The sequence below is a fragment of the Archangium sp. genome, assembly GCF_057119385.1.
Map to the genome: position 1 here is coordinate 1 of NZ_DBNGVP010000072.1, position 24,854 is coordinate 24,854.

18 protein-coding genes and 1 pseudogene are annotated in these 24,854 nt (G+C 70.8%); 6 read left to right on the forward strand and 13 right to left on the reverse strand.

The annotated features are described in order from the left end of the window. Positions 1 to 64: 64 nt before the first annotated feature. The 5 genes from AC16DP_RS16885 to msrB all read right to left on the reverse strand — a co-directional run bounded on the left by AC16DP_RS16885 (position 65) and on the right by msrB (position 7,704). Positions 65 to 1,942: a sensor histidine kinase gene (locus tag AC16DP_RS16885; RefSeq protein WP_329728444.1), complete on the reverse strand. Its 1,878-nt coding sequence runs from the start codon at positions 1,940 to 1,942 to the stop codon at positions 65 to 67. Positions 1,943 to 1,952: 10 nt separating this feature from the next. Further along, on the reverse strand, positions 1,953 to 4,268 hold the full coding sequence (locus AC16DP_RS16890; protein ID WP_329728445.1) for a hypothetical protein: 2,316 nt from the start codon (positions 4,266 to 4,268) through the stop codon (positions 1,953 to 1,955). Positions 4,269 to 4,283: 15 nt separating this feature from the next. Continuing rightward, the gene (locus AC16DP_RS16895; RefSeq protein ID WP_329728446.1) at positions 4,284 to 6,545 is read right to left on the reverse strand and encodes a hypothetical protein; all 2,262 of its coding nucleotides are present in this window, start codon (positions 6,543 to 6,545) and stop codon (positions 4,284 to 4,286) included. A gap of 131 nt (positions 6,546 to 6,676) precedes the next feature. Continuing rightward, positions 6,677 to 7,168 (reverse strand): DUF6748 domain-containing protein, encoded by a 492-nt coding sequence (locus AC16DP_RS16900; protein ID WP_329728447.1) that lies wholly within the window; start codon positions 7,166 to 7,168, stop codon positions 6,677 to 6,679. A gap of 86 nt (positions 7,169 to 7,254) precedes the next feature. Then, positions 7,255 to 7,704: a peptide-methionine (R)-S-oxide reductase MsrB gene (msrB, locus tag AC16DP_RS16905; RefSeq protein ID WP_329728448.1), complete on the reverse strand. Its 450-nt coding sequence runs from the start codon at positions 7,702 to 7,704 to the stop codon at positions 7,255 to 7,257. A gap of 273 nt (positions 7,705 to 7,977) precedes the next feature. On the opposite strand from msrB, the gene dnaN reads away from it, so the two are divergent. The 3 genes from dnaN (at position 7,978) to AC16DP_RS16920 (ending at position 13,461) form a co-directional block, all read left to right on the forward strand. After that, the gene (gene dnaN, locus AC16DP_RS16910; protein WP_329728449.1) at positions 7,978 to 9,084 is read left to right on the forward strand and encodes a DNA polymerase III subunit beta; all 1,107 of its coding nucleotides are present in this window, start codon (positions 7,978 to 7,980) and stop codon (positions 9,082 to 9,084) included. 42 nt (positions 9,085 to 9,126) lie between these two features. Further along, the gene (locus tag AC16DP_RS16915; RefSeq protein ID WP_329728450.1) at positions 9,127 to 10,236 is read left to right on the forward strand and encodes an acyltransferase; all 1,110 of its coding nucleotides are present in this window, start codon (positions 9,127 to 9,129) and stop codon (positions 10,234 to 10,236) included. Between the two features lie 81 nt (positions 10,237 to 10,317). Beyond that, on the forward strand, positions 10,318 to 13,461 hold the full coding sequence (locus tag AC16DP_RS16920; protein ID WP_329728451.1) for a sensor histidine kinase: 3,144 nt from the start codon (positions 10,318 to 10,320) through the stop codon (positions 13,459 to 13,461). A gap of 4 nt (positions 13,462 to 13,465) precedes the next feature. Here AC16DP_RS16920 and AC16DP_RS16925 read toward each other — a convergent pair whose 3' ends face one another. The 3 genes from AC16DP_RS16925 to AC16DP_RS16935 all read right to left on the reverse strand — a co-directional run bounded on the left by AC16DP_RS16925 (position 13,466) and on the right by AC16DP_RS16935 (position 15,800). After that, positions 13,466 to 13,867, reverse strand: a complete 402-nt coding sequence (locus tag AC16DP_RS16925) for a hypothetical protein (protein ID WP_329728452.1) — start codon at positions 13,865 to 13,867, stop codon at positions 13,466 to 13,468. Between the two features lie 44 nt (positions 13,868 to 13,911). Further along, positions 13,912 to 15,195: an EF-hand domain-containing protein gene (locus AC16DP_RS16930; protein ID WP_329728453.1), complete on the reverse strand. Its 1,284-nt coding sequence runs from the start codon at positions 15,193 to 15,195 to the stop codon at positions 13,912 to 13,914. A gap of 137 nt (positions 15,196 to 15,332) precedes the next feature. Then, the gene (locus AC16DP_RS16935; protein WP_329728454.1) at positions 15,333 to 15,800 is read right to left on the reverse strand and encodes a hypothetical protein; all 468 of its coding nucleotides are present in this window, start codon (positions 15,798 to 15,800) and stop codon (positions 15,333 to 15,335) included. 371 nt (positions 15,801 to 16,171) lie between these two features. On the opposite strand from AC16DP_RS16935, the pseudogene AC16DP_RS16940 reads away from it, so the two are divergent. Then, positions 16,172 to 16,255: pseudogene (locus AC16DP_RS16940) on the forward strand (Wall-associated protein precursor); the annotation flags it as partial. After that, entirely contained in the window at positions 16,245 to 16,943 is a 699-nt protein-coding gene (locus AC16DP_RS16945) for a hypothetical protein (RefSeq protein WP_329728455.1), read from the forward strand. The pseudogene AC16DP_RS16940 and the gene AC16DP_RS16945, both read left to right, overlap by 11 nt. Before the next feature lie 15 nt (positions 16,944 to 16,958). On the opposite strand, the gene AC16DP_RS16950 is transcribed toward AC16DP_RS16945, so the two are convergent. Both AC16DP_RS16950 and AC16DP_RS16955 read right to left on the reverse strand, forming a co-directional pair. After that, positions 16,959 to 20,756 carry an nSTAND1 domain-containing NTPase gene (locus AC16DP_RS16950; RefSeq protein ID WP_329728456.1) on the reverse strand — a complete coding sequence of 1,266 codons (3,798 nt, stop codon included), beginning with the start codon at positions 20,754 to 20,756 and terminating at the stop codon, positions 16,959 to 16,961. Then, positions 20,753 to 21,208: a response regulator gene (locus tag AC16DP_RS16955; RefSeq protein ID WP_329728457.1), complete on the reverse strand. Its 456-nt coding sequence runs from the start codon at positions 21,206 to 21,208 to the stop codon at positions 20,753 to 20,755. The genes AC16DP_RS16950 and AC16DP_RS16955 overlap by 4 nt, the downstream gene beginning before the upstream one ends. A 186-nt stretch (positions 21,209 to 21,394) precedes the next feature. Here AC16DP_RS16955 and AC16DP_RS16960 point away from each other — a divergent pair, with 186 nt between their 5' ends. Then, positions 21,395 to 22,279 carry a hypothetical protein gene (locus tag AC16DP_RS16960; RefSeq protein ID WP_329728458.1) on the forward strand — a complete coding sequence of 295 codons (885 nt, stop codon included), beginning with the start codon at positions 21,395 to 21,397 and terminating at the stop codon, positions 22,277 to 22,279. On the opposite strand, the gene AC16DP_RS16965 is transcribed toward AC16DP_RS16960, so the two are convergent. The 3 genes from AC16DP_RS16965 to AC16DP_RS16975 form a co-directional block, all read right to left on the reverse strand. Beyond that, a complete protein-coding gene (locus AC16DP_RS16965; protein ID WP_329728459.1) occupies positions 22,267 to 22,956 on the reverse strand; it encodes a TetR/AcrR family transcriptional regulator in 690 nt (229 codons plus the stop codon). The genes AC16DP_RS16960 and AC16DP_RS16965 overlap by 13 nt on opposite strands. 136 nt (positions 22,957 to 23,092) lie before the next feature. After that, the gene (locus tag AC16DP_RS16970; protein WP_329728460.1) at positions 23,093 to 23,899 is read right to left on the reverse strand and encodes a hypothetical protein; all 807 of its coding nucleotides are present in this window, start codon (positions 23,897 to 23,899) and stop codon (positions 23,093 to 23,095) included. A 22-nt stretch (positions 23,900 to 23,921) separates the two neighbouring features. After that, positions 23,922 to 24,677, reverse strand: a complete 756-nt coding sequence (locus tag AC16DP_RS16975) for a hypothetical protein (RefSeq protein ID WP_329728461.1) — start codon at positions 24,675 to 24,677, stop codon at positions 23,922 to 23,924. Between the last annotated feature and the right edge of the window lie 177 nt (positions 24,678 to 24,854).

The following is a 24,854-nucleotide window of genomic DNA, read 5'->3' on the forward strand; positions in this document are numbered from 1 at the left end:
GGCCCCGAGTCCTCACATCACGTGAAGACTCGGGGCCTTCGCCTTTGCGGGCTCCTCGGTGAGCTCACACCAGGCCGCTCGAGGCCGGCGCCGCGGGCAGGAGGAGTATCACCGTCGTGCCCACGCCCTCGTGACTGTCCAGCGTGATGGTTCCACCGTGGTCCTCGATCACGCGGTGGCACACCGCCAATGACAGGCCCTTCCCCGTCCACTGCTGCTTGGTGGTGAAGAAGGGATTGAAGATGCGCTCCAGGTGCTCGCGCGCAATGCCCCGGCCCGTGTCCCGCATCTCCACGCGCACCAGCTCCGCGTCCACCACCTGGGTGCTCAAGACGAGGTTGCGCTCCGGCCTGTCCCTCATGGCATTGAGGGCGTTGCCCAGCAGCCGGCCGAAGACATCTCCCAACGCCTGGGTATCGCCCAGTACCTTCACCTCTCCCGGGTGGAAGCGGCGGTCCACCTGCACCCCCACCTGGTTCAGCTCCGCGCCTCGGGACTCCAGCACCCGCTCCAGCATCCGGTGCAGGTCCAACGGCAGCCGTCCCAATTGCTGACGCTCGGAGAGCAGTTGCAGCTCGCGAACGATGCTGGCGATGCGCTGCGCCTGCTGGTGCACCGTGCCGAGCATCCGGCGCGAGGGGTCCTCCTGTGGCAGATCCATCAGCATCAGCTGCACGTTGCCCAGCACCGCGGCCAGCGGGTTGTTCATCTCGTGCGCCATTCCCGCTGCCAGGTCTCCCATCGCCGCCAGCCGCTGGCTGCGCGAGAGCTGCACCTGCGTCTGCTGTAGCTCCCGGGTGCGCTCCTCCACCTGCGCCGCGAGCTGCTCGTTGAAGCCCAGCAACTCCCGGTGCGCCTGCTCCAGCGCCTGCCCCATGTCGTTGAAGGCTCGCGCCAGGTCTCCCAGCTCGTCCCGGCGCTTGAGCGCGATGCGGTGGGCGAGGTTTCCCCGGGCCAGCTCTCGTGCGCCCTCGGCCAGCCGGGCGATGGGCCGGGCCAGCGCGCGCGCCAGCACCGGCGCCAGCGCCAGTACCCCCACCAGCGTCAGCCCCAGCACTCCGAACGTGCTCCGCGTCAGGGCATGCAGCGGCTCGAGCGCGGCCTCTCGCGGGCGGGCCACCACCGCCACCCAGCCCAGCTCCGGCACCGGGCTGACGGCCGCCTGCCACGCGCGGCCCTCCTCCTCATACTCCGCCAGCCCCGTCCGCTTCGCGCCCACCACCCCCGGCAGCTTCCCGGTGAAGTCCTCCCGATGGCGCTCGCGCTCCGGCTCACCGTCCAGCAGCAGCCGGCCCGCTCCATCCAGCAGGAAGAGCCGTTCATCGCCCACGCCCCGCGCGGCCAGCCGCTGGGCGAGCTCCTCCAGGCCCAACTCGGCGGCGAGCCCTCCCGCCCGGGTCCCCGGCACTCGTGCCGCCACCACCACCGCCGGCCGGCGGCGCACCTCGGTGAGGTAGGGCGCGGAGACGGCGTACGCCCGGCCCTCGGGCACCTGCGAGAGCAGCTCCGCCGCCCGCCGCTGGAAGTCCTCCACCTCTCCGGCGGCCACCGTGTCGTGGCGTCGGAACTGCGGCTCCTTCCGCGCGAAGGCCTCCGGATCATCCACGAAGACGGAGGTCGTCAGCTGGCCCCCTGCATCGAAGAGCCCCACCTGGGCAATGCGGTCGCGCCGCAGGAAGACGCGGATGAGGAATTCCTGCGCTTCCGATGGGCCGAGCTCGAGCGGCTCCTGGTGCACCAGCGCGCCGCCCAGCTCCGTGGCCAGCGAGAGGACATGCGCGGCGGCATGCTCGGCTTCGACCAGCGCCGTGCGCCGGTGCTGTTCGGCCACTGCCTCCGAGAGCGCCCGCTCCGCGTCGCGCCAGGCCAACAGGCCCACCGCCACGGTGGGCACCACGGCGGTGGCGATGAGCAGCAGCAGCAGCCGGGTGCGGATTCTCATGGGCTCGGGCTCATTGGCGCTTGGGACAGCTCAACTGCAGGTTGAGGCACTGACTGACCGTCTTCCTCGCGTCCGCGCTGTCCGTGATGATGAGCTCCAGACAGGACTGCGGCTCCCGGCCCGCCACGTCGTTCAACGTGACGTTGGGGAGGGTGACGGTGCCGCCCGTGAATGGCGGCGTGGTGCTCGGGCTGAGGGGGCCGAACGGCGAGAGCGCGAGCCGGGCCGTCCCCACATAGGACGTCACGGCGTTGTTCCAGTTGTCCACCGCTTGCAGGGTGAGCTTCCAACGGTCCGAGGCGGTGATGCAGGGGGGCACTTGCGGCTGGAACCGCGCCACGGCGCCGGGGTTCACCGCGAAGGTGCCGGGCTGCTGTCCCTTGGCGTTGCCCGAGACGACGCTCAGCCTCGTACTCGAGAGGGCCAGCAACACGGTGAGCTCCACGTCGGCCTGGCCCTGAAAGCCGGTGTAGCGGGCGGGAGAGAACTGGTGCGCGTGCACTCCCTGGGCATCCAGCTCCAGCTCGTGCACGTCCCGGGTGGTGTTTCCGTAGGTGTCCACCGCGCGAATGCGCACCCGGAAGGGCACTCCCGCCGTCTGTGCTCCGGGTGTGTCCTCCACCACGAAGCGCTGCGTGGCTCCAGGCAGCACGGCGAAGCCTCCCGTGGTGGTGCGCAGCGCTCCCGGTTCCGAGACCGTCCCCTCCACCAGGTTGATGCGTGTCTCCTCCACCGCGGCCGTGAGCATCACCGGGAAGGTGATGGCGCCCGTGAAGGTGCCGCTCGTCGTGGGGCTCAGCGCCCCCTCGGGAACGCCCGAGGCGGAGAGCGTCACCGACAGCGGGGTGTCCGCCCGGTTGCCGAAGCGATCCAACGCCTCGAGCGTGAGGAGGAAGGCCTCGCCCGCCAGCTGCGGCCCCACCACCGGGGACACCGCCAGGTGCGTGGGCGGCCCCGCCTGGATGGTGAGCTCCGGGGTGGCGCCTCGTACGTTCGCCGCGTGGGGATCCTCCGCCACCACGGACACCCGCTGCACGCGGGAGAACTCGGCGTTGAAGGCCGCCATGCCCACCTCGAGCTCGACGTCGCCGGGCGAGAAGCCCGGGTCCGGCGGCGAGGTGTCCAGCCGCACCGTGCCGGTGTACGGCGTGCGGTTGTTCCAGGCATCCAGCGACGTGAGGATGAAGCGCTCGGGGACTCCCGCCTGCAGGGGGCCCGTGCCGGTGCGCAGCACCTCGAAGCGCTGGGTGGCGCCGGGCCGCACCGCGAGGCTCACCGTGTGGGGCGACAGCGCTCCGTACGTGTCCCGGTTGAAGCCGCTCGCCGACAGCCACACCTCCGCCGCACTGCGCGTGTCCTTGTAGAGCAGGGGCAGCCGGCCCTGGGAGCCCTGCAGCACGAGTGTGAGAGCGGGGTGGGAGGGGTCGCTCTCGCTGACGGCCAGTCCTCCCGCGGGCGAGTTGGTGCGCAGCGTGAGCTGGATGCCGGTGGCTGGCAGCGACGCCGGGCCGCCACTGGAGTCCAGCACGTCCACCGTCAGGGCCACGGGCTCTCCCGCCACCAACGGCGAGGTGGGCACCCGGGTGAAGCGCACCGCCGTGGGCGGGCCGAGCCGTCCTACCGCCACCGTCTGGGCGATCGGCGGCAGCTCGTGGCAGCTGGATTCCAGCGTGTGATAGCCCGGTGTGGTGTCCCGGTAGCGCAGGTCCACCCCGGACTCCCCCGGGGCGAGTGTCACCTCCAGCTCGCGCTGGGCCTCCTCCCCCTGCCCGAGCCGGGCGAAGCGGCCCGACTCCGAGTCACTGATGACGCGCAGCACGCGCGGCGTGGCAGTGGGCGCGGGCTGGCCCGAGAGGTCCCTCAGCTCGATGCGGATGGGCTCCGTCCACTCGCCGGGCCGCGCCGCGCGCATCGAGGTGACGAAGACGAGCCGGTGCACACCCCGGTCGATGACCTCGAAGGCCCCCGACAGCGTGGAGGCGCGGCCCTGGGCATCGGTGACGGTGACGTCATGGCGTCCAGGTGGCAGGGTGGCCGGGGCCGTGGCCTCCAACGCGTCGCGCGAGCGGAAACGCACGGCGTAGGCGCGCTCGGAGCCGATGCGCACCTCGAAGCGGTTCTCCAGCGACGGCGGAGCCTCCGAGCCCAGGTCCACCGCCACGTCCGGCGCGAACGAGCCACTGAGCAGCAAGCGCTCGGGCGTGCCGAACGCGGTGCTCTCCGGGGACACCGCCTGGAGGCGCGGCGTGTCCGGCTGGGCGCCGCAGGAGAGCACCCAGGTCAGCAGGGCCAGGGCGAGGAAGTGCATGCCGGTACGGAAGCGCATCCGTGCCTCCTTTCGTCAGAGCGTGAAGCGGTAGCCGAGCGACGTGGAGAGCCCGCCGATGGGGCCCTGGAAGGTGCCGCCCTCGGGAAGCCGGGCGAGGCCGTAGCGCCCCTGCAGGACGAACTCCCCGGGGCCGAGCGGGTACACCACCCCGAGCCGCACGTGGCCGCCGAACGCGGGGGACAACTGCCGCCGCGAGCCCGGGTCCAGGCTCAAGCGCCAGTCGATGCGGACGAGGTGCGCGTCGAGCCCGGCACCCGCATAGCCGGACAGCGAGCCGATGACGGGCACGAGCCAGCGCGCCCCCATGGATACGGTGGTGGTGAAGGCCTGGGCGTTCAGGTCGAAGGGCTCGTGCGCCGCGCTCTCGCCCCGCAGCGAGAAACCTCCCCAGGCCACCTGCACCGAGGCACTGGCGGCGAGCCGCTCGCCGAGCGCGTAGGGCCGCACGTCCCCCTCCAACTCCAGCGAGGGCTGTACCAGCCGGCCCAGGTTGCTCTGCGCTCCGAGCCGCAGGGCCAGGCCCCGGGGCATGCGCGAGGCGAGGGTGAGCCGCGCATCCCCCCGGGCCTCGCGCGCGGCGGCGAGCACGGTGGCCACTCCACCTTCACACCGGGCCGGTGCATGGAAGCGGGTGACGAACTCCCCTCCGCCCAGGGAGGCCACTCGCTCGAAGCGCCCGTGCTCGGCCTGCGTTCCCGCGGCTCGCAGGGTGATGGGCACGCCGTCCAGTGGGTTGCCGTACATGTCCTCGACGAGCAGATGCACCTGCGTGCTGTCCCTCCCGTCGCAGAGCACCTCGTCCTTCTCGGTGCGCACGCGCAGCCGGGCGGGCTCTCCAGGCACGAGCCGCACCGTGGTGCTGACGCTCTGGTCCTCCCAGCTCACCCGCACGAGCGCCTCGCCCGTCCGACGGACAGACTCCAGCTCGACGGTGGCGCGGCCCTCTCGTGTCGTCACCGAGGGGGGAAGCCGGCCGAGCGTGGTGGACAGGAGGATCTCCGTACCGTCCGGCGCCGGCATCCCCTTCGCGTCGCGGGCGGAGAGCTTGATGCTCACCCGCGAGAGGCCATCCGCGGGCAGCTCGTGCCCGTTCCGCTCCCTCCCGCCGAGCTCCAACGTCAGGCGGGGAATGGGAAGGAACGTCGCGCTCGACGAGACCGGTGGCACGCCGTCGAGCCACGCCATGAACCGCTCCTCGCCTCCTCCAGGCGGTGCCCGGTAGCGCGCCAGGTAGGTGCCATCTCCCTGGTCCTGCACGGGCCCCAACTCGCCGAGCGAGGCCTGGAGGCGCACGGGCTCTCCCGCCAGCGCACGCCCCCGCTCGTCGTGGACGGACACATGAACGAACGCCCCCGAGAACCCACCCTCCAGCGTCTCGACCTCGAGGGCGAGGGTGGGCTTCACCCCGGCCCGCAGCTCCACGCGCACCGTGCAGGGCTCGCCATTGCCCGCCTGCGCCGTGAGCACCGCCTCGCCCGGCGTGGTGGCCCGGGGATGGGGCACGAGCGTGCCCAGGTGGACACCCGGCGCGATGCGCTGCGCCTCGAAGGTGCCTCCCGTCGTCGATAAGCCAGGCGCGGCCTCCAGCGGCTCGCCCCGGCCGTCGAGGCCGAAGGCCCACACGCGCGGACCGCGCTCGCCATTGGCCTCGACGGAGGACTCCTCGGCGATCAGGAGTACCGTGGGCCTGGATGACACGGGCAGGGCCATGGGCCATTGCCGCGCGGGTTGGCCGGGCGCCGTGGCCGAGACGGTGGCCTGCGTGACGCCGGGCGAGAGGAGAACGGGCACCTCGGCCTGTCCGGCCGCCGTGGCGCGCACCGGCCCATGAAGCGTGTCACCGATGCGGACCTCCACCCGGCCCAGGGGCGGCAGTCCGGACAGGGGCAACACCTGGCGGCGCTGCACCTCGAGCACCACCGTGGCGTGGGCCCCCCAGGATGGCGACACGGCGGCGCAGAGAATGGGCGCGAGCGTGTCAGTGCGCGGCGGGACGAAGCCGGCCTGGAGCGTGTCCGGGGCGGAGCGTCGCGCCGGGAGGACCCGGCCCGCGCTGCACGCGAGGCGCACGTCCGGAGGCAGCCCGGGCGCTGAGACGGTGAGGGTGGCGCGGGTGTCGCGTCCGGAGAGCAGCTGGCGCGGCGAGTCCTCCAGTCGCAACGCGGCCGCCGCACGGCCCGGGCTCGCCAGCAGCAGGCACATCAGGACGAGCGGCCCGAGGCTCCACCCGGCCCCGCGCCCGCTCTGGGGTGTCTCCACCACTCGCCCCGTCATCCCGGAAGCGCCCCCTGTCCTTGAATGGAGAGAGAGCCAGGATACTCTTCCCGAGGGACGTGGGGCGTGAGGCCCGGGGAAGTGACTTCCGGGGGACGACAGGCGCGGTGCCCCCCGGGTGGGAGCCGCGACTACTGGCCCGTGACGACCCGGCGGACGCGCAGCACCGTAGCGGCGCCGGCGGGGCCCGCGTTGGGCACCGTGTCCAGCGTGCCCTCCACCTTGAGGCCGGGGTTCATGTGCGTGGCCTCCATGATGCTGGCCCGCTTCTCGTCGTCGACGCCGAGCGCCGCCGTGTCCACCTCGTGCACCTGGATGGGCTCGTCGTTGGGCCGGTCCGGCCGCGTGGCGATGAAGTAGGGGCAGGGCGTCGTCATGCAGCGCACCCCGCTGTCACGCAGGAAGAAGACGGCGGGCCCCCGCTCGGCGGAGGGCGCGGCGGCGGTGCCCCCCGAGGGCGTCTCGGGAGCGGTGGCGGGCTTGTCGGTGGGCTTGTCCATGGGCGCGGAAGGTGTGCCGCCGGACTCGGCGGCGCGGGGGGTCTCGGGGGTGGTGCCTTTGCTGCAACCGGCGAGCAGGCCAAGGGCGAGGGCGGCGGTGAGCAGGGGCTGACGGAAGGTCATGGGACGGGCTCCGGAAAGGGAGGGGGCGCAGTCTCGCCGCCTCCCGGGACAGATGCCACTTCCGACGCACGCGGGGCCCGCGTCATTCACGCCGGCACGCCGATGTCCTCCCCCAGTGCCTGCTCCTCCAGCACCTGCTCCTCGGGCTCGAAGGCCAGCGCCGCCGAGTTGATGCTGTAGCGCAGCCCCGTGGGCGGCGGCCCGTCATCGAAGACATGCCCCAGGTGGGCGCCACAGCGGTTGCATGCCACCTCCGTGCGGATGCGCAGGAAGCTGGAGCGATCCTCGTGGTGCGCCACGTGGCCGGGGCGGATGGGCGCCCAGAAGCTCGGCCAGCCCGTGCCCGGGTCGAACTTCGCCTTCGAGGCGAAGAGCGTGTGTCCACACCCCGCACAACAGTAGATGCCACGCGCGTGGTGATCCACGAAGGCCCCGGTGAAGGGCGCCTCGCTCTCCCCCTGCCGCATCACCCGGTACTGCTCCGGGGTGAGATCCTGCCGCCACTCGTCGTCGGTCTTGTAGACCCTCTCGTGCATGGCGCTCTCCTCCTGGCTCGACCCTCCCTAGTCATGGGGGCGGCACGGCCAGGAAGCACCAACCGGTTGGCGGGTCGGTAGGTGCGGCTCCTACCTGCATGCCGGGGGCTGGGGAGAGGGCGCAAGTGCCCGTCCGGCTGTGTGCCGGACAAAGGAGCATGACCGCAGACGTCAGGTTCGTTGACGACCCAATCCCCCCGGGCTACATCCGCCCGACGCGGCCACGGGGCCGCGACCCTTTCCCGACCCCCTGGTTCTTCAAGGACCCCCGAGATGGAATTCCGCATCGCCGCCGACGAGCTGAAGAAGGCCCTCTACCGCGCCCAGGGCATCGTGGAGCGCAAGACGACGATGCCCATCCTGGCCAACGTGCTCGTCACGGCCCACAAGACGGGGGTGACGGTCACCGCGTTCGACCTGGAGATCGGCATCGTGTCCGAGCACCCGGCCGAGGTGATCAAACCCGGCGCCGTGACGCTCAGCGCCAAGTACGTCTTCGACATCGTCCAGAACCTGCCGGACGCCCACGTCACGCTCAAGAAGCTGGCGAACAACTACGTGGAGATCTCCTCCGGCTCGGCGCACTTCAAGATCGTCGGCACGGCGCCCGAGGAGTACCCGAAGCTGCCGCGCGAGGAGAGCGCCCCGCTGGTGCAGGTGACGGGCAACACGCTGCTGGAGATGATCAAGAAGACGCAGTTCGCCATCTCCACCGACGAGACGCGCTACATCCTCAACGGCGTCTACTTCGAGCCGCAGCAGGGCGGCAAGGTGCGCATGGTGGCCACGGACGGCCACCGCCTCTCGCTCATCGAGCGCGAGCTGCCGGGCGACTTCAAGCTCAAGGGCGGCGTCATCATCCCGCGCAAGGGCCTGCTGGAGCTCAAGCGCCTGCTGGACGAGGCGCCCGACGCGGAGTGCCAGCTGGGGTTCGCGGAGAACTCGGCGCTCTTCAAGAAGACGGGCCTGACGATGGTGATGCGGCTCATCGACGGCCAGTTCCCCGAGTACCAGCGCGTCATCCCCAAGGAGGGCGAGAAGGCGGTGCTGGTGCCCAAGACGCGGCTGCTCGAGGGCCTCAAGCGCATCGCCCTGCTGAGCGCGGACAAGAGCTACGCGGTGCGCATCGGCCTGGCGGAGAACCAGCTGCTCATCACCGCCAACAACCCGGACCTGGGCGAGGCCAAGGACGCGCTGGATATCGCCTACCAGGGCACCTCCATCACCATCGGCTTCAACGCGCGCTACCTGATCGACGTGCTGACGGTGACGGACACGGACGAGGTGGCCTTCGAGCTGGGTGACGAGCACAGCCCGGGCGTGCTGCACGCGCCGGGGGACCGGAGCTTCACCGCCGTGGTGATGCCGATGCGCGTCTGAGCGTGAGCGGCGTCCTCTCCTGTCTTGCAACGTGTTGAAGGGATGAGTGCCCAGGCCCCCAGCGCCGAGCCACTCCCGACGGTACCGGGCTCGCGCAACACGGGCCTGGACCGGGCGCGAGCGGTGGCCACGCTCGCGATGGTGATGGGCCACACGCTGGACGCGGTGCTGTCCGACGCGGCGCGCGACGGCGTGGGCATGGTGGCGTACTGGTCCCTCCGGGCCGTGACGGCGCCCCTGTTCCTCTTCGTGGCCGGCTGGGCCTTCGCGACGACGGTGCAGCGCACGGGCGCGCATGGCTCGAGCGTGCTGCGCCGGTACCTGCCCCGCGTGGCCCTGCTGCTCGGCTGGGGTTACCTCCTGCGTTGGCCCGGCTGGGGGCTGCCCCTGCTCTTCGCCGGGGATGTGACGGTGTGGCGGCACTTCCTGGCCTTCGACGCGCTGCACGGCGTGGCGGCGGCGCTGTGCATGGGCGCGGGCGTGATGTCGGTGCTCCAAGGAAGGGCGGCGCGGATGGGCGCGCTGGCGGCGCTGGCGGTGCTCGTGCCGCTCGTGAGCCCGTGGGTGCGCGCGACGGTGCTGGCGGGCGGATGGCCCCTGGCGCTCGAGCAGGCGCTGGCGAGCAAGACGTCCAACTTCCCCCTCTTCCCCTGGTCGTCCTACTTCTTCCTGGGAGGCCTCGCGGGGCTGTGGCTCGCGCAGGTGAAGCGGGTGCCGCACTGGCTGTGCCTGATGGGCGCGGGCACGGTCATCCTGTCGCTGATGACGCTGTGGGGCGGAGACCCGCGGGTGAGCGACCCCACGCTGGTGGCGTGGCGGGTGGGGCTGCTGTCCGTGGCCGCGGGCGCGGCGATGCTGCTGCCCGCGAGGCTCGACCGGTGGATGGCGCCCGTGGGCCGCGCGTCGCTCTGGGTCTACGTGGTGCACCTGCCCCTGGCGTACGGCTGGTCCACCTTCGCGGGCCTGGCCACCCGGTTGGGCCGCTCGCAGGACGTGCTGCCCGCGCTGGGACTCGCGCTGTCCGTGTTGGCGGTGTCGCTGCTGATCGCCCTGCCCGCGAAGAAGCTCCACGGACGCTGGCGGGGGCGCAACCGCGGGCCCGCTCGTCCGGATGCCCCCGGTGACTCCACGGCCCCCGGGCTGACCCCATAAGTCCGGCTCCCGGGCCTGTGTTAGGCTGAACCCCCGGGTCCGGGGACACGGGCCCGCTTTCCCTGAGAGGCCACGGGAGCCATGCCGTCGTACCGGATCGCCACGCTCCTGACGCTGGGCCTCACGGTCCTGCTGTGGAGCAGGGAGGCTCGGAGCGGAGAGCCCCCGGGGCGCATCGGCTTCCGCAGCTACGGCACGGATTCGGGCATCGAGAACCACGACATGTCCTGCGTGATGCAGGACGCGGCGGGGTTCATCTGGGTGTGCGCCGCGGATGCGATGTACCGCTTCGATGGCGAGCGCTTCGAGCGCTTCGGCCTGGACGCGGGGCTGCCCTCGTCCATCGTGAGGGACGAGACGCTCGACTCCCAGGGCCGGCTGCTGCTGGCCACGCAGAAGGGCGTGGTGCGCTGGGACGGGAGCCGCTTCATCCCCGTGCCGATGAATGGCATCCCCTCGCTGGTGTGGAACATCCGCCTGGACGCCGGGGGCCGGCTGGTGGCGGGCACCGAGCAGGGCCTGTACGTGGAGGTGGAGCCGGGGCGTTTCGTGCCGATGCCGGGCTGGCCGGGAGGGCCGGCCATGGTGCTCTGGGCGGATGCGTCGGGCGCGCTCCAGGTGGGCTCGGGCTCGCGGGTGCTGAGCCGGGATGCCGGAGGCCATTGGCGCATCCACGAGGTGACGGACAGCCGCAATTCCATCCTCGACCTGGTGCGGGACGGCCTGGGCCGGCTGTGGGCCGCGGGCGAGGGGTGGCTGGCCATGCAGCCGCGCGAGGGCATGCCCTTCGAGGATCGCTCACACCTCTTCCAGGGGTTGATGGGAGCGGGGCGCCGCCTGCGCGTGGGCCTGCGTGGACAGCTGCTGGTGCCCAACTACCGCGGCCTGCTCTCCGTGGAGGGCGAGCGGGTGGAGCTGCACCGGCTGGGCCTCTCGGAGCGCTCGACGCGCATGCGGGACGTGCTGCATGACCGGGAGGGGACGCTCTGGGTCGTGAGCCTGGGCGTGCACCGCTCCCTGGGCCGGGGCCTGTGGACCGTCCACGACACCTCCACCGGGATGCCCTCGAGCATGATCTGGGGCCTCATCCGCGACACCCACGGGACGTTGTGGGTGGGCACGGATGATGGGCTGGCGCGCGCCACGCCCGAGGGGTGGCTCACCGTGCCCGGGCTGCGTGGGTATTCGCTCAAGAGCGTGACGGAGGGCCCGGACGGGGCCCTGTGGGCCGCGGGCAACCCGGAGGGGCTCCACCGCTACGAGCCCTGGAGTGGGCGGGTGCGGACGTACGGCGTGGCCGAGGGTCTGCCGGCGCGCTACACGTTCGACCTGCTGTGGGAGCCGGATGGGACGCTGTGGGTGGCCACCAGCACCGGCTTGTTCCGCGGCGTGCACCGGGACGGGGATTGGTCCTTCGAGCAGGTGTTGCCGCACAGCCGGCGGACGTTCTTCGGCGGAGTGGAGCTGGACCCGGCCGGGAGGCTGTGGGCGGCGGGGGATGGGCTCTTCGTGCGAGACGGGGGAGTGTTCCGGCGCCTGGGCACGGCCGAGGGGCTGCGGGACGAGCGCGTGCGCTACCTGGTGGCGCGGCACGACGGCCGGGTGTGCGTGTCCTACGTGGAGCCGCTGGGGCTGAGCTGCTTCACCTACGAGAAGGGGCGCCTCACCGAGGTGTTCCGCCTGGACCGGAGCTCGGGGCTGCTCAACGGCGTCACGTACATGGTGGACGAGGACGCGGCGGGCCGGCTGTGGGTGGGGACGGGCGCGGGAGTGCACCTGGTGGGCGAGGACGGGGTGATGGAGCACTTCGGCGCGAGCGGAGGGCTCCCGGGAGATGACTGCAGCGGCAACTCCTTCCTGGCGGAGGAGGACGGCACGGTGTGGGTGGGCACCTCGAGCGGGTTGGGGCGCTTCAACGGCGCGCGCTACACCGGCCCGGCCGCGCCCCCGCGTGTGGTGCTGCTGAACACGCGGCTCGGGCCGCACGAGGTCTCCGGCTCCGAGGTGCGGGGGCTCGAGGCGGAGCACGGAGACACGACGCTGTCGGTCCGCTTCGCCGACCTGGGCGCCCTGGACGAGGGACACGTGGGCCACGAGGCGCGCCTGGTGGGCATGGACGAATGGCACGCCGTGCCGGGCCGCTCGGTGCGCTACAGCGCGCTGCCGGCGGGCAGCTACCGTTTCGAGGTCCGTGCACGCAACGACTGGGGCCCCTGGGGGCCGGTGGCGGGCTTCGACCTGGTGGTGCACCCGCCGTGGTGGGCGTCCTGGTGGGCGAGGGGCCTGGGCGTGCTGCTGCTGAGTGTGGCGGTGGCGGGCGTGGTGCGCTGGCGCGGCATCGCCCTGCGGCGCAGGAACGCCGAGCTGGAGCGCCTGGTGGCGGCCCGCACCGCCGAGTTGGATCAGGCGCGCCAGAAGGTGATGCAGGCCGAGAAGCTCTCCGCCATGGGGCAACTGCTGGCGCGGCTCTCCCATGAAATCAACAACCCGCTCACCGCCATCCACACCAACCTGCCGGCGGTGCGCGAGTACTTCGACCAGCTGTCCGACGTGCTGCGGCGCTGCCGGGAGCGGCTGGAGGCGCACCCCGAGGACGTGGACGAGGTGGAGCGGCTGTGGCGGGAGCTGGACGTGGAGTTCCTGCTCCAGGACACGCCGGACGCGCTGGAGGCGATGCAGCATGCCACCGAGCGCATCCGGGGGATTCAAGCGGACCTGAGGGCCTTCCTGCGCGGGGAGCGCCCCCGGCTCGAGCCGGGGGACCTCAATGAAGTGGTGCGCGAGACGGTGGAGCTGGTGCGGCGCTCGTTGCCCGAGAGCGCACGGGTGGAGGTCCACTGCGGCGAGCTGCCGGTGTTCGCCTTCCACCGGGGACAGCTGGGACAGGTGATGCTGAACCTGCTGCGCAACGCCCTGGATGCGCTGGGCGAGAAGGGCGAGGTGCGCGTGAGCACGGCCGTGCGCGACGGCATGGCCGAGCTGGTGGTGGCGGATGACGGCCCGGGCATTCCCCCGGAGCTGCGGGCCCGCATCTTCGAGCCCTTCTTCACCACGAAGGACGTGGGGAAGGGCTCGGGGCTGGGATTGGCCATCTGCCGCCAGCTCATCACGGAGAACCACGGCGGGACGCTCGAGCTGGACACGTCCGTGGCGCGCGGCGCCTGCTTCCGGGTGCGGCTGCCGTTGGCGCGGGCGGACGAGCCCGCCGCACGCAAGGTGGCGTGAGGGCTCAGCGCGGGGGGCTGTTCGCGGACGCGGCCTGCACGGCTTCCAGCAGGGAGCCCAGGCCCATCGCCTCCACGCGCTCCCGCAGGTAGCTCATGCACTCCAGGACAAGGGCCGGCGGCGGATTGGGCGCCGCGGGGTCCTTCGCGTAGTGCTGGAGCACCTGGTGGAAGTCCCCGGCGAGCGTGGCCTGGAAGGAGGCCTGGGACTCCATCGCGAGCAGCGTCGCCCGCAGCTTGTTCAGCAGCCGCTGGAGGCTTCCCTTGGAGGAGGGAAGCTGCTTGCCGAGCTCGGCCAGCAGCCGCTCGCGCCTCTGGCGCAACGCCTCCGGCTCTGGCTTCAGGTGGCCCAGGACGGCCTTCACTTCATCGGGCAGATCCGCGGGAATCTCCTCGGGTTTGAACATGGCGGGCTCCTCGTTGGAGGGTGGAGAGGGAACGACGGGGAGGGTCAGTACGAGCCGCAGCCCGCGGCCTGCATCTGCCGCAGCACATCGACCAGCTGGAAGATCTGCCAGGCCTGTTGCATGGCCTCGTGGTGCACCGGGCTCTGCCCCGTCTGCTGCGCGGCGCTCGCGTGGCCGGGCTTGCGCGTGCTGTACGACGAGCTCATGTCCGCCTCGTTGAACTGGGTGTTCAGCTTGCGGATGCCGTGCTTCTCCAGGTCCACGAGCTCGCCCTTCTGGGTGATGCCGTCGCCGTTGCGGTCCTCCCAGATCTTCAGGCCATTGAGCTCCGAGCCCTTCACCTGCCCATCCCCGTTCTTGTCGAAGTAGTGGGCGAGCTTCTCGTAGCCGTTCTTGAACGTGTTCTTCCCGTTCAGGTCGACGTGGCCGAACAGCTCCTTGCCGCTGGTGATCTTCCCATCCCCGTCCACGTCCCACACGAGCATGCCGTCGCCACCGGTCTTCGAGTCCCAGGGCTTGGTCCACTCGTTCTGGTTCTGGTTGCCCCAGAAATAGAGGGGCTTGTTCTTGTTGGTGCCGTCGCGCTTGAGCTCGCTCACCAGCGTGCCGTTGCCGTCGCGGAACTCGGCGCGCATGCCGCCGCCGAGCCCCAGGCCCATGTCGCCGCCCCCCTTCTTCCAGGCCTTGCTGCCCTGTAGCTTCTTGAGCTGCTCGGCGCTCAGCGACTTCACCAGCTTGCCGTCCTTGTCGAAGACCTTGGCGGTCACCCCCGCCCCCAGCGCGGGCGCGCCGTGACCCGGGCGCCGGTTCAGGCTCTTGGTGGACCACTGGCGGTCCGAGGGGTTCAGGTCGAACCCCTTGACGGTGTTGCCCTCCAGCTTGCCATTGCCCTTGATGTTGCTGCCGGTGATGTCCGCCTTCCCGTTGCCGTTGAGGTCCAGCACGATGGGCGACTGCTGCTTCGTCTTCGTTCCCGATTTGGTGTCGAAGAACACGTCCCACATCTTCCCCTTCCCGTGCTGCTGCGGCTCCGGGGGGCACGGCGGCGGCCGCGAGGGGCAGGGGGGCGGCCGCGAGGGGCAGCCGCACTGGGGGAAGGTGGTGCTGAAGGACTGCAGCATGGAGATGGAGCTGAAGAGGTTCCCCAGCGTGTTGAGCGGGCGGTTGGAGGGGCACTTCTGGTACGCGCCATTCAGCCCGCCCAGCGAAGAGGAGGAGAAGACGGCCGAGCTGAAGGAGAAGCTGGCGAAGCTACCACCCCGCGACGAGGAGAAGTTCGAGGAGGCCTGGAACATCGCGAGCTGGAAGTTCTTTTGATTGATGAACATGGAGGAATTCCTTTCCATGAGAGAGATTGGATGTGGGGATTATCGCTCGCGGTCTCGCGGAGTTTCCTGCCGGCGCGGCGTCAGCGGGAGATGTCTGGAATTGCGTATGACAATGTCCCGCGGGGCATGTGGGGCGCTCAGCCCCGGATGCTGCTGAACTTGAGCTGTGCCTGGAGCTCCTGTTCCTCCCGGGACTCCTCCTCCGCGTGGGCGGACGGCGGGTCGGGGATTTCGTCCACCACCGCGAGCAGGGGGCTCATGCCAATGGCCTCCAGGTGCGAGCGCACGTGGTTCATGCAGTCGCGGATGATGTCGGGAGGTGGAATGACGGCGCCGGGGTGTTTCACGTAGCTGCCGAGCGCGGTGGCGAGCTCCCCGGCGAGACGGGCATTGAACGGGGCGTCGGGCCGCAGGGACCGCAGCACCGCCGCCACCTGGCGCTGGAGTTGCTGGAGCGGCTCGGTGGAAGACTCCTGGGCGGTGGCGAGCTCCGCCAGCAGCCGCTCGCGCTCCTGCGCCAACGCCTCGGGGACGGGCCGCAGGTGGGCCAGGACGAGCTTCACCTCATCGGGCACGTCATGGGGGATCTTCTTGGGCTGGGGCATCGTGGGCTCCTCGGCTCATTCGGCGAGAGGCCGGCCCTGGCCACCATCCCCTCGAGGGAATGTCTTGTTTGACAAGGGAGGGCCATCGCGGTCGCACACCGCTGCCGAATCAGATGAAGGGGTGTTCCGGCATGGTCGGCATGCGAGGGAGCGGCGGCAAGCCAGCTCCTCAGACCCTGGAGTCGCAGGCGATGGTCTTCCAGCGAGCGTTCTTCGCGGCACCTCAGGCCTCATGGACGCGCGGTCCCGGCGCACGGATTGAAGTCCGGGTAGGCCCGGGGCGCACTCTCCGGATATGGAATACTGGGGCCCTCCTCGAGCTGGAGGGTGTTTCGTGGCGTACCGCCTGGCCGTGATGGTCGTGCTTCAACGCGACACCCGAGGAGTTCGAAGCCTTGTTGCGGCAGATCTACAACCGGCCCGAGATGCGCGCGAGGTTCCCGGATGGCCTCTGACGCTCCTTCCCCGTCTCCGCGCTTCTTCGTCGTGGAAAAGCTGCGCGGAGGCCATCACGACACCGAGTTCGGCACGGATGACCTCAACACCGGCCCGGCGCCGCGCTGCCCCCGGTGTGGGGACCTCGTCGGGCTGCTGACCTGGCTGCCTCCCTACCGGGGCGAGCTGGAGCTCTACGGCAAGGACTATGGCGATCTCATGCATGCCCCTGGCGGCGGCTTGCTGATCTCCGAGCGCTTCGCGGAAGCCTTCAAGGCGGAGGGGCTGACGGGGCTCAGCGGCTTCCATCCGGTCGACATCACCCGCGTCCGCCGCAAGGGCCGTGGTCCCAAGCCCGGTCCACCCCCCCGCTACCTCTTCGTCATGCCGGCCTATGGCAACCCGGCCCTGGACATGGAGCGCAGCCGCATCCTGAGCAAGAAACCCGTGAAGTGCTCCTGGTGCCGCTACGCCGGTCCTGATGCCATCGATGGGCTCGTGCTGGAGGAAGGAACCTGGAAGGGGGAGGACGTGTTCCGGCCGCGGGGCATGTGGGGCGTCGTCCTCGTCTCCGAGCGCTTCAGGCGTTTCGCCGAGAGACAGGCCATGAGCCACCTGACCCTGGTGCCCATGGAGAAATACGTCTGGGACCCGCTGGGCCTCTGCTACCCACGGCCCATGCAGTTGGACCCGCCGGCCAAGGGGTAGCTGCCAGCACTCGCCTCAGGGGGCGTCCGCGCACAGCCGCAGGCCGACGCTGAGATCCCGGAAGCCGGGCTCGGGTGTCTCGCGGTTGGGGGCGCGCGCCGTGCTGGCTCCGAAGTAGTAGCTGCCCCCGCGCGCCGCCGAGCGGCCGGGCTGGAAGAGGGAGTCGGTCCACTCGAAGACGTTGCCCACCATGTCGTCCAACCCGAAGGGGCTGCGCGACTCGGGGTGACTGCCCACCTCGTCCGGGCCGAAGCTGGCCCCCACCTTGCCGTATGTCTCGTCGTAGTTGGCCTGGTGGGGCAACAGCACGTCGCCGTGGGGGTACTCGCGCTCGTCCGCGCCCCGGGCCGCGCGCTCCCACTCCAGCTCGTTGCACAACCTCGCACCGGGGATGCGGCCCGTCCGCGCCAGCCATGCCGCGTAGGCCCGGGCATCCGCGTAGTCGATGGCGCCCACCGGCAGCCACCGCCAGTCCTGTTCCACCCCGCGCGGCCTCGTGGTGTAGCGCAGTGGCTCGCCCTCGGCCGCCGCGTACGTCACCCCGTTGGGGTGGATGCTCAGGTGCCAGCGCCCATCCCCCAGCCGCTTCAGCTCGACCTCGGCGTTCAGCGAGGCCACCTTGGAGCCGTGCGGCGTGCGGCGGGCCCGCTCCTCCGGCGGCAGCGCCTCCAGCCAGCGCACGTACTCGCCATACGTCACCTCGGTGCGCGAGATGAGGTACGGCCCCGTCTCCACCTCGTGCAGCGGCGCCGTGTCGAAGAACTGGCGGATGTTCTCGTCCGCCGCGGTGCCGAACAGGAAGGTGCCGCGCGGCACGTAGACGAAGCCCTCGGGCACTCGGGCCGCCTCGGGCAGGGCCACCTCCAGCGTGCGCTCGGGGCCGGGCTCGGCCCGCAGCACGTGGCGCACCGGCGCATACCCGGGCGCGCTCAGCTCCACCACCCAGGTTCCCCGCTCCAGCGACAGCCCCTCCACCGGCGTGTTTCCCGCCTGGCGCGCCGCGGTGAGCACCCGCCGTCCATCACTCGTGGGCTCGTAGCGCGCCAGCGTCACCGTGGCCCCGGCCGGCCGCGTCCGCACCTTCACGCGCAGCGGCGCCTCGAAGCGCGCCAGGCGCTCGCCCGAGGTGTCATAGAGCCGCAGGCGTTGCAGCAACTCGTCGCGTTCGCCGGGGCGGAAGGTGCGCTCGGCGAGCCGGGCGCGCTCGGCGAGCACGTCCGCGAAGGCGCCTCGCACCTCCTCGCGGCCCGGGTCGAGCACCAGCGCCTTCTCCATCTCCTCGCTGGCCCGCGCATAGGCCTGCTGCGTCCCCGTCTGAATCCGCAGCGCTTCGGCCCAGCGGGGCCGGGCCTCGTCCAGCTTGCCCACGTCGAAGAGGGCGAAGGACTCCGTCCGGACCGCCTCCAGGGAACGGTCGCGCTCCCGGGCGTTCTCCAGGCGGGAGCGGGCCTCGCCCAGTTGTGTGAGCACCTGGCCCTCGAGCCTGTACCAGGCCTGGAGACGCAGGCCGGCGTACAGCAGCGCGAGCGAGGCGACGAAGCCCACGGCCAGCATGCGCGTGAGCAGCCTCCCCCGGCGCACGCCTCCGCGCGAGGCCTCGAGGAAGGCGGCCTCGCGCTGGGTGAGGCTCTCCGGGGCGAGGCCATGGACCTCGGCGAGGTGGCGGGTGCCCCACAGCGCCTCGCGCGGACGTCCCATCCGCTCCCACTCGGCGGCGGCCCGCTCCAGCCGGGCGTGGAGCTGACGGGCCTCGTTGGCTTCCAGCAGCCACTGGGCGAGCGTGGGCCAGCCGGTGAGCAGCGCCTCGTGGGCGATGTCGAAGGTGGTGCCCTCCTCGGTGCGGCGCACCATCACGAGCCGCGCGCGGATGAGCGCCTCCAGCGCGGCGCGCGAGGCCGGGTCCTGTCCCAGCAGCTCTGCCTCGGAGCGGCGGGCGCGTGTGCCGTCCACCGTGACGAGCCGCATGAGCAACTGCCGCGCCGCGCCCTGCTGATCCGGCAGCAGCTGGGCCATGACACCATCCGCGTACCGGGCGAGCGCGCCACTGACGCCGCCGAGGGACTCCAGCGCCGCGGCGGGGATGATGCCGCGCTCCTTGTCCCGCGCCTCCCACAGCTCGGCGAGGGTGAACTGGAGCAGGGGCAGGCTGCCCTCGGCGCGCAGGGTGGACTCCACCAGCGTGTCGATGAGGGCCTCGGACTCGAAGCGCGCGCCCTTGGCCCGGGCGGGGCCCGTCACCACCTCGCGCACCTCGGCGCGGCCCAGGGGGCGCAGCAGGTAGAGGGCGCGCGAGAGGGCCTCGCCCAGGCCGGGCAGCGCGCCCAGGCGGGTGAGGAAGTCGCTGCGGGACGTGGCCAGCAGCCGCACGCCCGCCACCCCCGAGGCGAGCTGGCCCAACAGCTCCGCCATGAGCGCGGCCTCGGACGGCTCGCTCAGGGTGACGAGCTCCTCCAACTGGTCCACGTGCAGCACCACGCCGCGGCGGGCACCTTCCCCGAGGGCCGAGCGCAGGGCGCGCACCAGGGTGGTGGGCTCGGCGCGGGCGAGCTGCTCGAGGCGGGCCTCCTCCAGCGCGACATGGGGCGCGAGCGCGGCGGCGAGGGTGGCCACGGGCCGGCGGCCGGGCACCATGCGCGCCACGCCCCAGGACAGGCCATCCTCCAGCGCGCCCTCGCGCACCCGCGGCAGCACGCCCGCCAGACACAGCGAGGACTTGCCCACGCCCGAGTCGCCAGTGACGAGCACGAAGGCATTGGCGCGCAGCCGCTCCAGCACGGCGCGCACCTCCTGCCGGCGGCCGAAGAAGAGGGCGCGGTGCTCCTCCTGGAAGGCATTGAGGCCGCGGTAGGGATTGCCCTCGGGGATGGGCGGGGCGGTGTCGCTGGCGCGCAGGTCCTCCAGCGCCTCGAGCAGCGCGTCGGCGGAGGCGAAGCGCTCGGTGGGCTCGCGGCGCAGGCAGCGGTCCACCACCGTGGCGAAGCGCGGGTCCACCCCCGGCGCGGCCTCGAGCAGCGGACGCGCCTCCTGCTCCTGCAGCGCGCGGGGCAGCTCCCGAGGGGGGATGTGGCGGAAGGGGCCCTGGCCCGCGGCGAGCTCGTAGAGCAGGGACCCCAGCGAGAAGAGGTCCGAGCGGACGGAGGCCGGCTCACCCCGCCACGTCTCGGGGGACATGAAGTAGGGCGTCCCCACCAGGGTGCCGTGGGGCAGGGAGGGCAGCTCGAGGTTTTCGGAGGAGGACTCCGTCGCGCCGGAGGCGGAGCCGGACGAGGCATCCGTGGCGTCGCCCGGAAGGGCCTCCGAGGGAGCGTCGAGCAGCTTGGCCAGGCCGAAGTCGAGCAGCTTCACCTCGCCGGACTCATCGAGGATGGCGTTGGCGGGCTTGATGTCGCGGTGGAGGACGTTGCGGCGGTGGGCGGCGGCGAGCCCGCGCGTCAGGCCGATGCCGATGTCCAGCACGCGCTGCCAGGGCTGGGGCCTGGGGAGCCGGTCCAGGCTGGTGCCGCGGATGTACTCGGAGACGAGGTACGGCAGGTCCTCGAACTGGCCGGCGCGGTAGAGGGTGGCGACGTTGGGGTGCTGGATGCGGGCGGCGGCGCGGGCCTCGATGAGGAAGCGCGAGAGCGTCTCGTCATCGAGCGCGGGGATGAACTTCACCGCCACGGTGCGCTCGAGCAGCGTGTCGTGGGCGAGGTAGACGTGCCCGGTGCGTCCCCGTCCGAGGGGGCGCAGCAGGCGGTACTCGTCGAACTCCCTCGGAGGCTGCCAGGCGGCGCCGGAGGCAGGGTCCCGGGGAGCCGCGGGTGGAGGGCTCACCGCGAGCGGGGTTTGCTGCCCGTCTTCTGCAGCAGGGCACGGATCTTGTCGGCCACCGTGTCGGGGAGGGCGGGCTTGGAGACGAACTCGTCACAGCCCACCTCCTTCGCCTTCTCCGAGTGCGTGGCGAGGACATGTCCGGTGAGCGCCATCACGGGGATGTGGCGGGTGCGCGCATCCTGCTTGAGCTGGCGGGTGGCCTCCCAACCGCTGACCACGGGCAGCGACAGGTCCATCAGGATGACGTCCGGATGGGACTGGTGGGCGAGCTGGAGGGCTTCCTGTCCATCCCGGGCTGTTTCGACCTGGTAGCCGAGGAACTCGAGGTACTCGGCGTACATCTCCCGGGCGTCGTCGTAGTCATCCACCACGAGCACCTTGCAATCACCCGGCTGGTGCTCCGAGGGGGCTTCAGGTGCTTCGGGCGGGGGCAGCTTTCGAGCGGAATCCATTGGACCTGGGGGTTGGCTCGATTGTGGCCCCAACGCCAGGAAGGGGCAATCCCCACACACTTCGAGTGTTGGATGACACAGTACAACGTCCCGGGGGCTGGACGGAGGGCTTGCCAGACGTCAAATAATGACTGACCGACCGGTAAGTCCCTGCCCCCCTGGTCGGCAACCCCACCGAGGTTCCCCATGGCCGACGCAATGGTGTCCACGTCCCTGCGCCCCAGCTTCTACTCCCCCATCCCCGAGTCCGCGCGGGAGGACCTGCTGCTGGCGTACCGGCAGTTCCTCGAGCGCCGCAACGGCGACATGAACTTCGAGCGGGGCTTCTCGCTGCGGGAGGACTGGCTGCGCCAGGCGGCGGGCTGGGACAGTGAGTACAAGGGGAAGGTCGACACCCAGGCCTTCAACCGGGCGTACGCGAGCTTCGACGCGGTGAAGGAGCTGTCCATCCAGGAGGTGGCGCTGCTGACGTTCGTGAAGGCGAACGCGGGCGAGGCCTACGGGGTGGAGGTGGTGGGCAAGGCGCGGCAGAAGCGCTACGACACGACGAAGCTCTTCTACCAGGTGGAGAAGCTGCTGGGCTTCGAGGAGACGTACCACACGCGCATCCTCATCGGCGCCACGCAGCACTTCGGCGTCAAGGTGGAGGGGGCGTGGAAGCCGCCGCTGCGGCTGCGGCTGCTCATCGGCACGCTGGCCCACGCGCCGGGCCTCTTCTTCCACCCCATCCTGCTGGCCTCGGAGATCGCCGGCGTCTTCTCCTTCAACTGGATGCTGCAGCGGGTGGGGGAGATCTTCCGGGACCAGCCCGCGGTGCGCGAGTCCATGGAGCAGCGGTTGATGGAGATTCTGGTGGACGAGGTGGGCCACGTGGCCTTCAACCGCATGGCGGTGGGGCCCACGGGCCTGGAGGTGGCGCGCCGCCTGGCGGTGGGCGTGCTGGAGGGCGTGTCCGGCACCACGCCGGAGTACAAGGCGCTCGGGTTGAACGAGGACGTGATGGGCAGGCTGGCGGGCTTCGACCTGCACCAGCTGCCCGAGGAAGTGCTGCGCCGCGCCTACTTCGTCTGACGGCGGGAGGCGGCGGGACGCGGCGTGTCGTGGGGCTCGGGGCTGGCGTGGGTGAAGAGGTAGCGCTCGATGATGCGCACCACCTCGCCCAGCCGGCGCTCGCGCCACTCCGCGTCCGTCACTCCCGGCCAGCCCTCCAGCGGCAGCAGGGCGAAGGTGGTGAGCAGCAGCGTGCCGACGTGCGCCACCGCGGCCTCGGCATCGAGCTCCTGGCGGATGCGGCCCTCGTGCTGGCCCTGGCGCAGCGTGTCCGCCATGAGGCGCAGCCACGGCTCCACGCCCTGGCTCAGCCGGGAGACCTGCGTGCGATCCCCATCCAGCAGCTCGCGCAGGATGACGCGCGCGGCGTGCGGGTCCGTGTCGAAGAACTCGCGAATCTGCGCCATGGCGCGCTCCAGCCGTTCCTCGCCCTTGCCGGAGAAGGCGCCGAGCAGCAGCAGGAGGTGGCGGTTGGAGTGCTCGATGAGCGAGGCGACGACGGCCTCGTGGAGGGCCTCGCGCGAGGGGTAGTGGTAGAGCAGGGCCTGCTTGCTGATGCCCACGGCGCGGGCCACGTCGTTGACGGAGATGGCACCGAAGCCGCGCTCGGCGATGAGGCGGGTGGCCTCCTGGAGGATGCGCTCGCGCGGCTCGGAGGCGGGAGCCTTCCTGGCCACGCGCGGCCCGCGTGTCTTCACGTCTCCGGCTCCATTGGGGTCTTTGCGCCGCATGGCTGGAGCGGGAGGAAGTACCTCATGGCGCGGCGGGAGCGGAAGTCCGCCGCGCAGTGTTGCCGGCGGAACATGGAAGTGCCTGGAATTCCTTCAACGGCCACTATTGTAGGTCGAGTTGCCGGTCCCATATGTACAACCGTTGGAGTACGGCACCCGGGCGTACGGCGGAGATGCGCTCGAACTCCGCGGCATCCAGTGTGGCGAGATGCTCGCGCCAGGCGGTGGAGTCCATCACCACCTGTGGGTGGGTGATTCTATGTCTATCCGCGAAGGGGAGGATGCGAGGGAGTTGTCGCAGGATGGTCTCGGCACACTCCTCTCGTGTTGCTCGTGCCATGCGCTCCGCGGCTACGGAGAACCGGGCGCAGACGGAGGCCCCTCCTTCGGGGCTCCATGCGTCCATGGCCCAACCACAGGCGTCGGTCATGAGCTCTTCCAATGTCATGAACGTATTGAGCTTCTTGTGGAGGTAGCGCCCGTGCTGGAGCGAGTCCCAGAAGCGGAGCACGGCCTGGAGGCGCAGCGCGATGCGCTCCGCGCTCTCGGGCGCCCGTCCAGAAAGCGCGAAGAACAGCGCGCCCCACGCTGTTTCACGAAAAGTCGTCTCGTACAGGTTTCCCAGGTGGCGATGGTTCTTTTCGTCCACGTCATACAAGGTCATCATCACCTCCGGGAGCATGTACAGCCGCCAGGCGGGAAGTTGGTCCTGGAAGTCGACGACGTCGTGCGTGAACACCACCTCGTTGGGGGCGACTCTTCGTAGCTCACGCGGCTGAGGGAGGGTGCCGTTGAGTTGATACTGTTTCCCACAACGGCGCCCCTCCGCCTTGGTCTTGCTCTTGATGGCGATGGAGGGGCCATGAAGGAAGGACGGCAGTTGGAGTGTGGTGGCCGGGAGGGAGTGCATGGTGTGGGGGTCCTGGGTTCACTCACATTCCCGATGCCTTTGGCAGTCGGGCGGGGAGTGCCGTGGGCGAGGACTTCGAGGGAAACGGGAGGAGCTTTCCTCCTGGCTGAGTGGCGCCGCGCTCAGCGGACGTCGCAGAGGATAGGACGCTCATCGCGACATGGCCTACGATGTCGATTGCCATGCCGATGGCTCCACTGAGCGTGGCGACGCGCTCTCTCCTCTCGACAAGGCCCTCGACAACCTGGGCTATCCATCCGCCGTGCCGCTTGAGTTCCTGCTCGGAAATCTCCACCCATTGATTGGATTGGTACGCGGCGGCACTCGAATCGAAGCGCTCATGGCTGCGGGTCCAACGATACTGGGTGACTCCAGGCGTGTTGGTACACCACTCCAGACGCCAGATGTACTGTCCCTGGGCGAACTGGATCAGGATTTCGCCCTCGAAGTTCCTGCCACCCGAGAATCTGCTCGCGGGCGTCATGATGGTCCGGTTCAGTGCGAGCAGGTACGTCTGGAGTTTCTGGAGACCTTCTTGGCGCCCCTTTTCATGATGGGGCTTTATCTCAAAAAGATAGAGCGCATCGGTGTCGGTGATGTCCGGACGCATGGCACGTTCAGTCTCGGATAGGAGTGACCAGTCCCCGAGCCCTGTGTCCTCGAGGATGGTCTTGATATGGGTGTTGTTGGAGTAGACATTGTTTGTCGGGTGTCTCGTGCGATAGATGTACGCAATGAGCCGGTGCGAGGCATTGCCGAGGAAGAGTTCCCACGGCACTTGGGAGTCCGGTTTCCGGCCGGGCACTTTGTAACCCGGGAGGGCCTGGGTGGAGGGGTTCTCGCAAACCGAGGGGCGGTTGCCCGGGGGCGTGCTACCCGCTGGGGACCGGGGGCCAGGTGGCTCCGCGGAGGCGAGTCCCACCCAGGCGGTCACCAGCACGAGTCCCATCAGACG

Bases quoted from the DNA above. Each gene is read 5' to 3' on its own strand.
- AC16DP_RS16885 (WP_329728444.1), bottom strand. From the start codon at position 1,942: ATGAGAATCCGCACCCGGCTGCTGCTGCTGCTCATCGCCACCGCCGTG.
- AC16DP_RS16890 (WP_329728445.1), bottom strand. From the start codon at position 4,268: ATGCGCTTCCGTACCGGCATGCACTTCCTCGCCCTGGCCCTGCTGACC.
- AC16DP_RS16895 (WP_329728446.1), bottom strand. From the start codon at position 6,545: ATGACGGGGCGAGTGGTGGAGACACCCCAGAGCGGGCGCGGGGCCGGG.
- AC16DP_RS16900 (WP_329728447.1), bottom strand. From the start codon at position 7,168: ATGACCTTCCGTCAGCCCCTGCTCACCGCCGCCCTCGCCCTTGGCCTG.
- msrB (WP_329728448.1), bottom strand. From the start codon at position 7,704: ATGCACGAGAGGGTCTACAAGACCGACGACGAGTGGCGGCAGGATCTC.
- dnaN (WP_329728449.1), top strand. From the start codon at position 7,978: ATGGAATTCCGCATCGCCGCCGACGAGCTGAAGAAGGCCCTCTACCGC.
- AC16DP_RS16915 (WP_329728450.1), top strand. From the start codon at position 9,127: ATGAGTGCCCAGGCCCCCAGCGCCGAGCCACTCCCGACGGTACCGGGC.
- AC16DP_RS16920 (WP_329728451.1), top strand. From the start codon at position 10,318: ATGCCGTCGTACCGGATCGCCACGCTCCTGACGCTGGGCCTCACGGTC.
- AC16DP_RS16925 (WP_329728452.1), bottom strand. From the start codon at position 13,867: ATGTTCAAACCCGAGGAGATTCCCGCGGATCTGCCCGATGAAGTGAAG.
- AC16DP_RS16930 (WP_329728453.1), bottom strand. From the start codon at position 15,195: ATGTTCATCAATCAAAAGAACTTCCAGCTCGCGATGTTCCAGGCCTCC.
- AC16DP_RS16935 (WP_329728454.1), bottom strand. From the start codon at position 15,800: ATGCCCCAGCCCAAGAAGATCCCCCATGACGTGCCCGATGAGGTGAAG.
- AC16DP_RS16945 (WP_329728455.1), top strand. From the start codon at position 16,245: ATGGCCTCTGACGCTCCTTCCCCGTCTCCGCGCTTCTTCGTCGTGGAA.
- AC16DP_RS16955 (WP_329728457.1), bottom strand. From the start codon at position 21,208: ATGGATTCCGCTCGAAAGCTGCCCCCGCCCGAAGCACCTGAAGCCCCC.
- AC16DP_RS16960 (WP_329728458.1), top strand. From the start codon at position 21,395: ATGGCCGACGCAATGGTGTCCACGTCCCTGCGCCCCAGCTTCTACTCC.
- AC16DP_RS16970 (WP_329728460.1), bottom strand. From the start codon at position 23,899: ATGCACTCCCTCCCGGCCACCACACTCCAACTGCCGTCCTTCCTTCAT.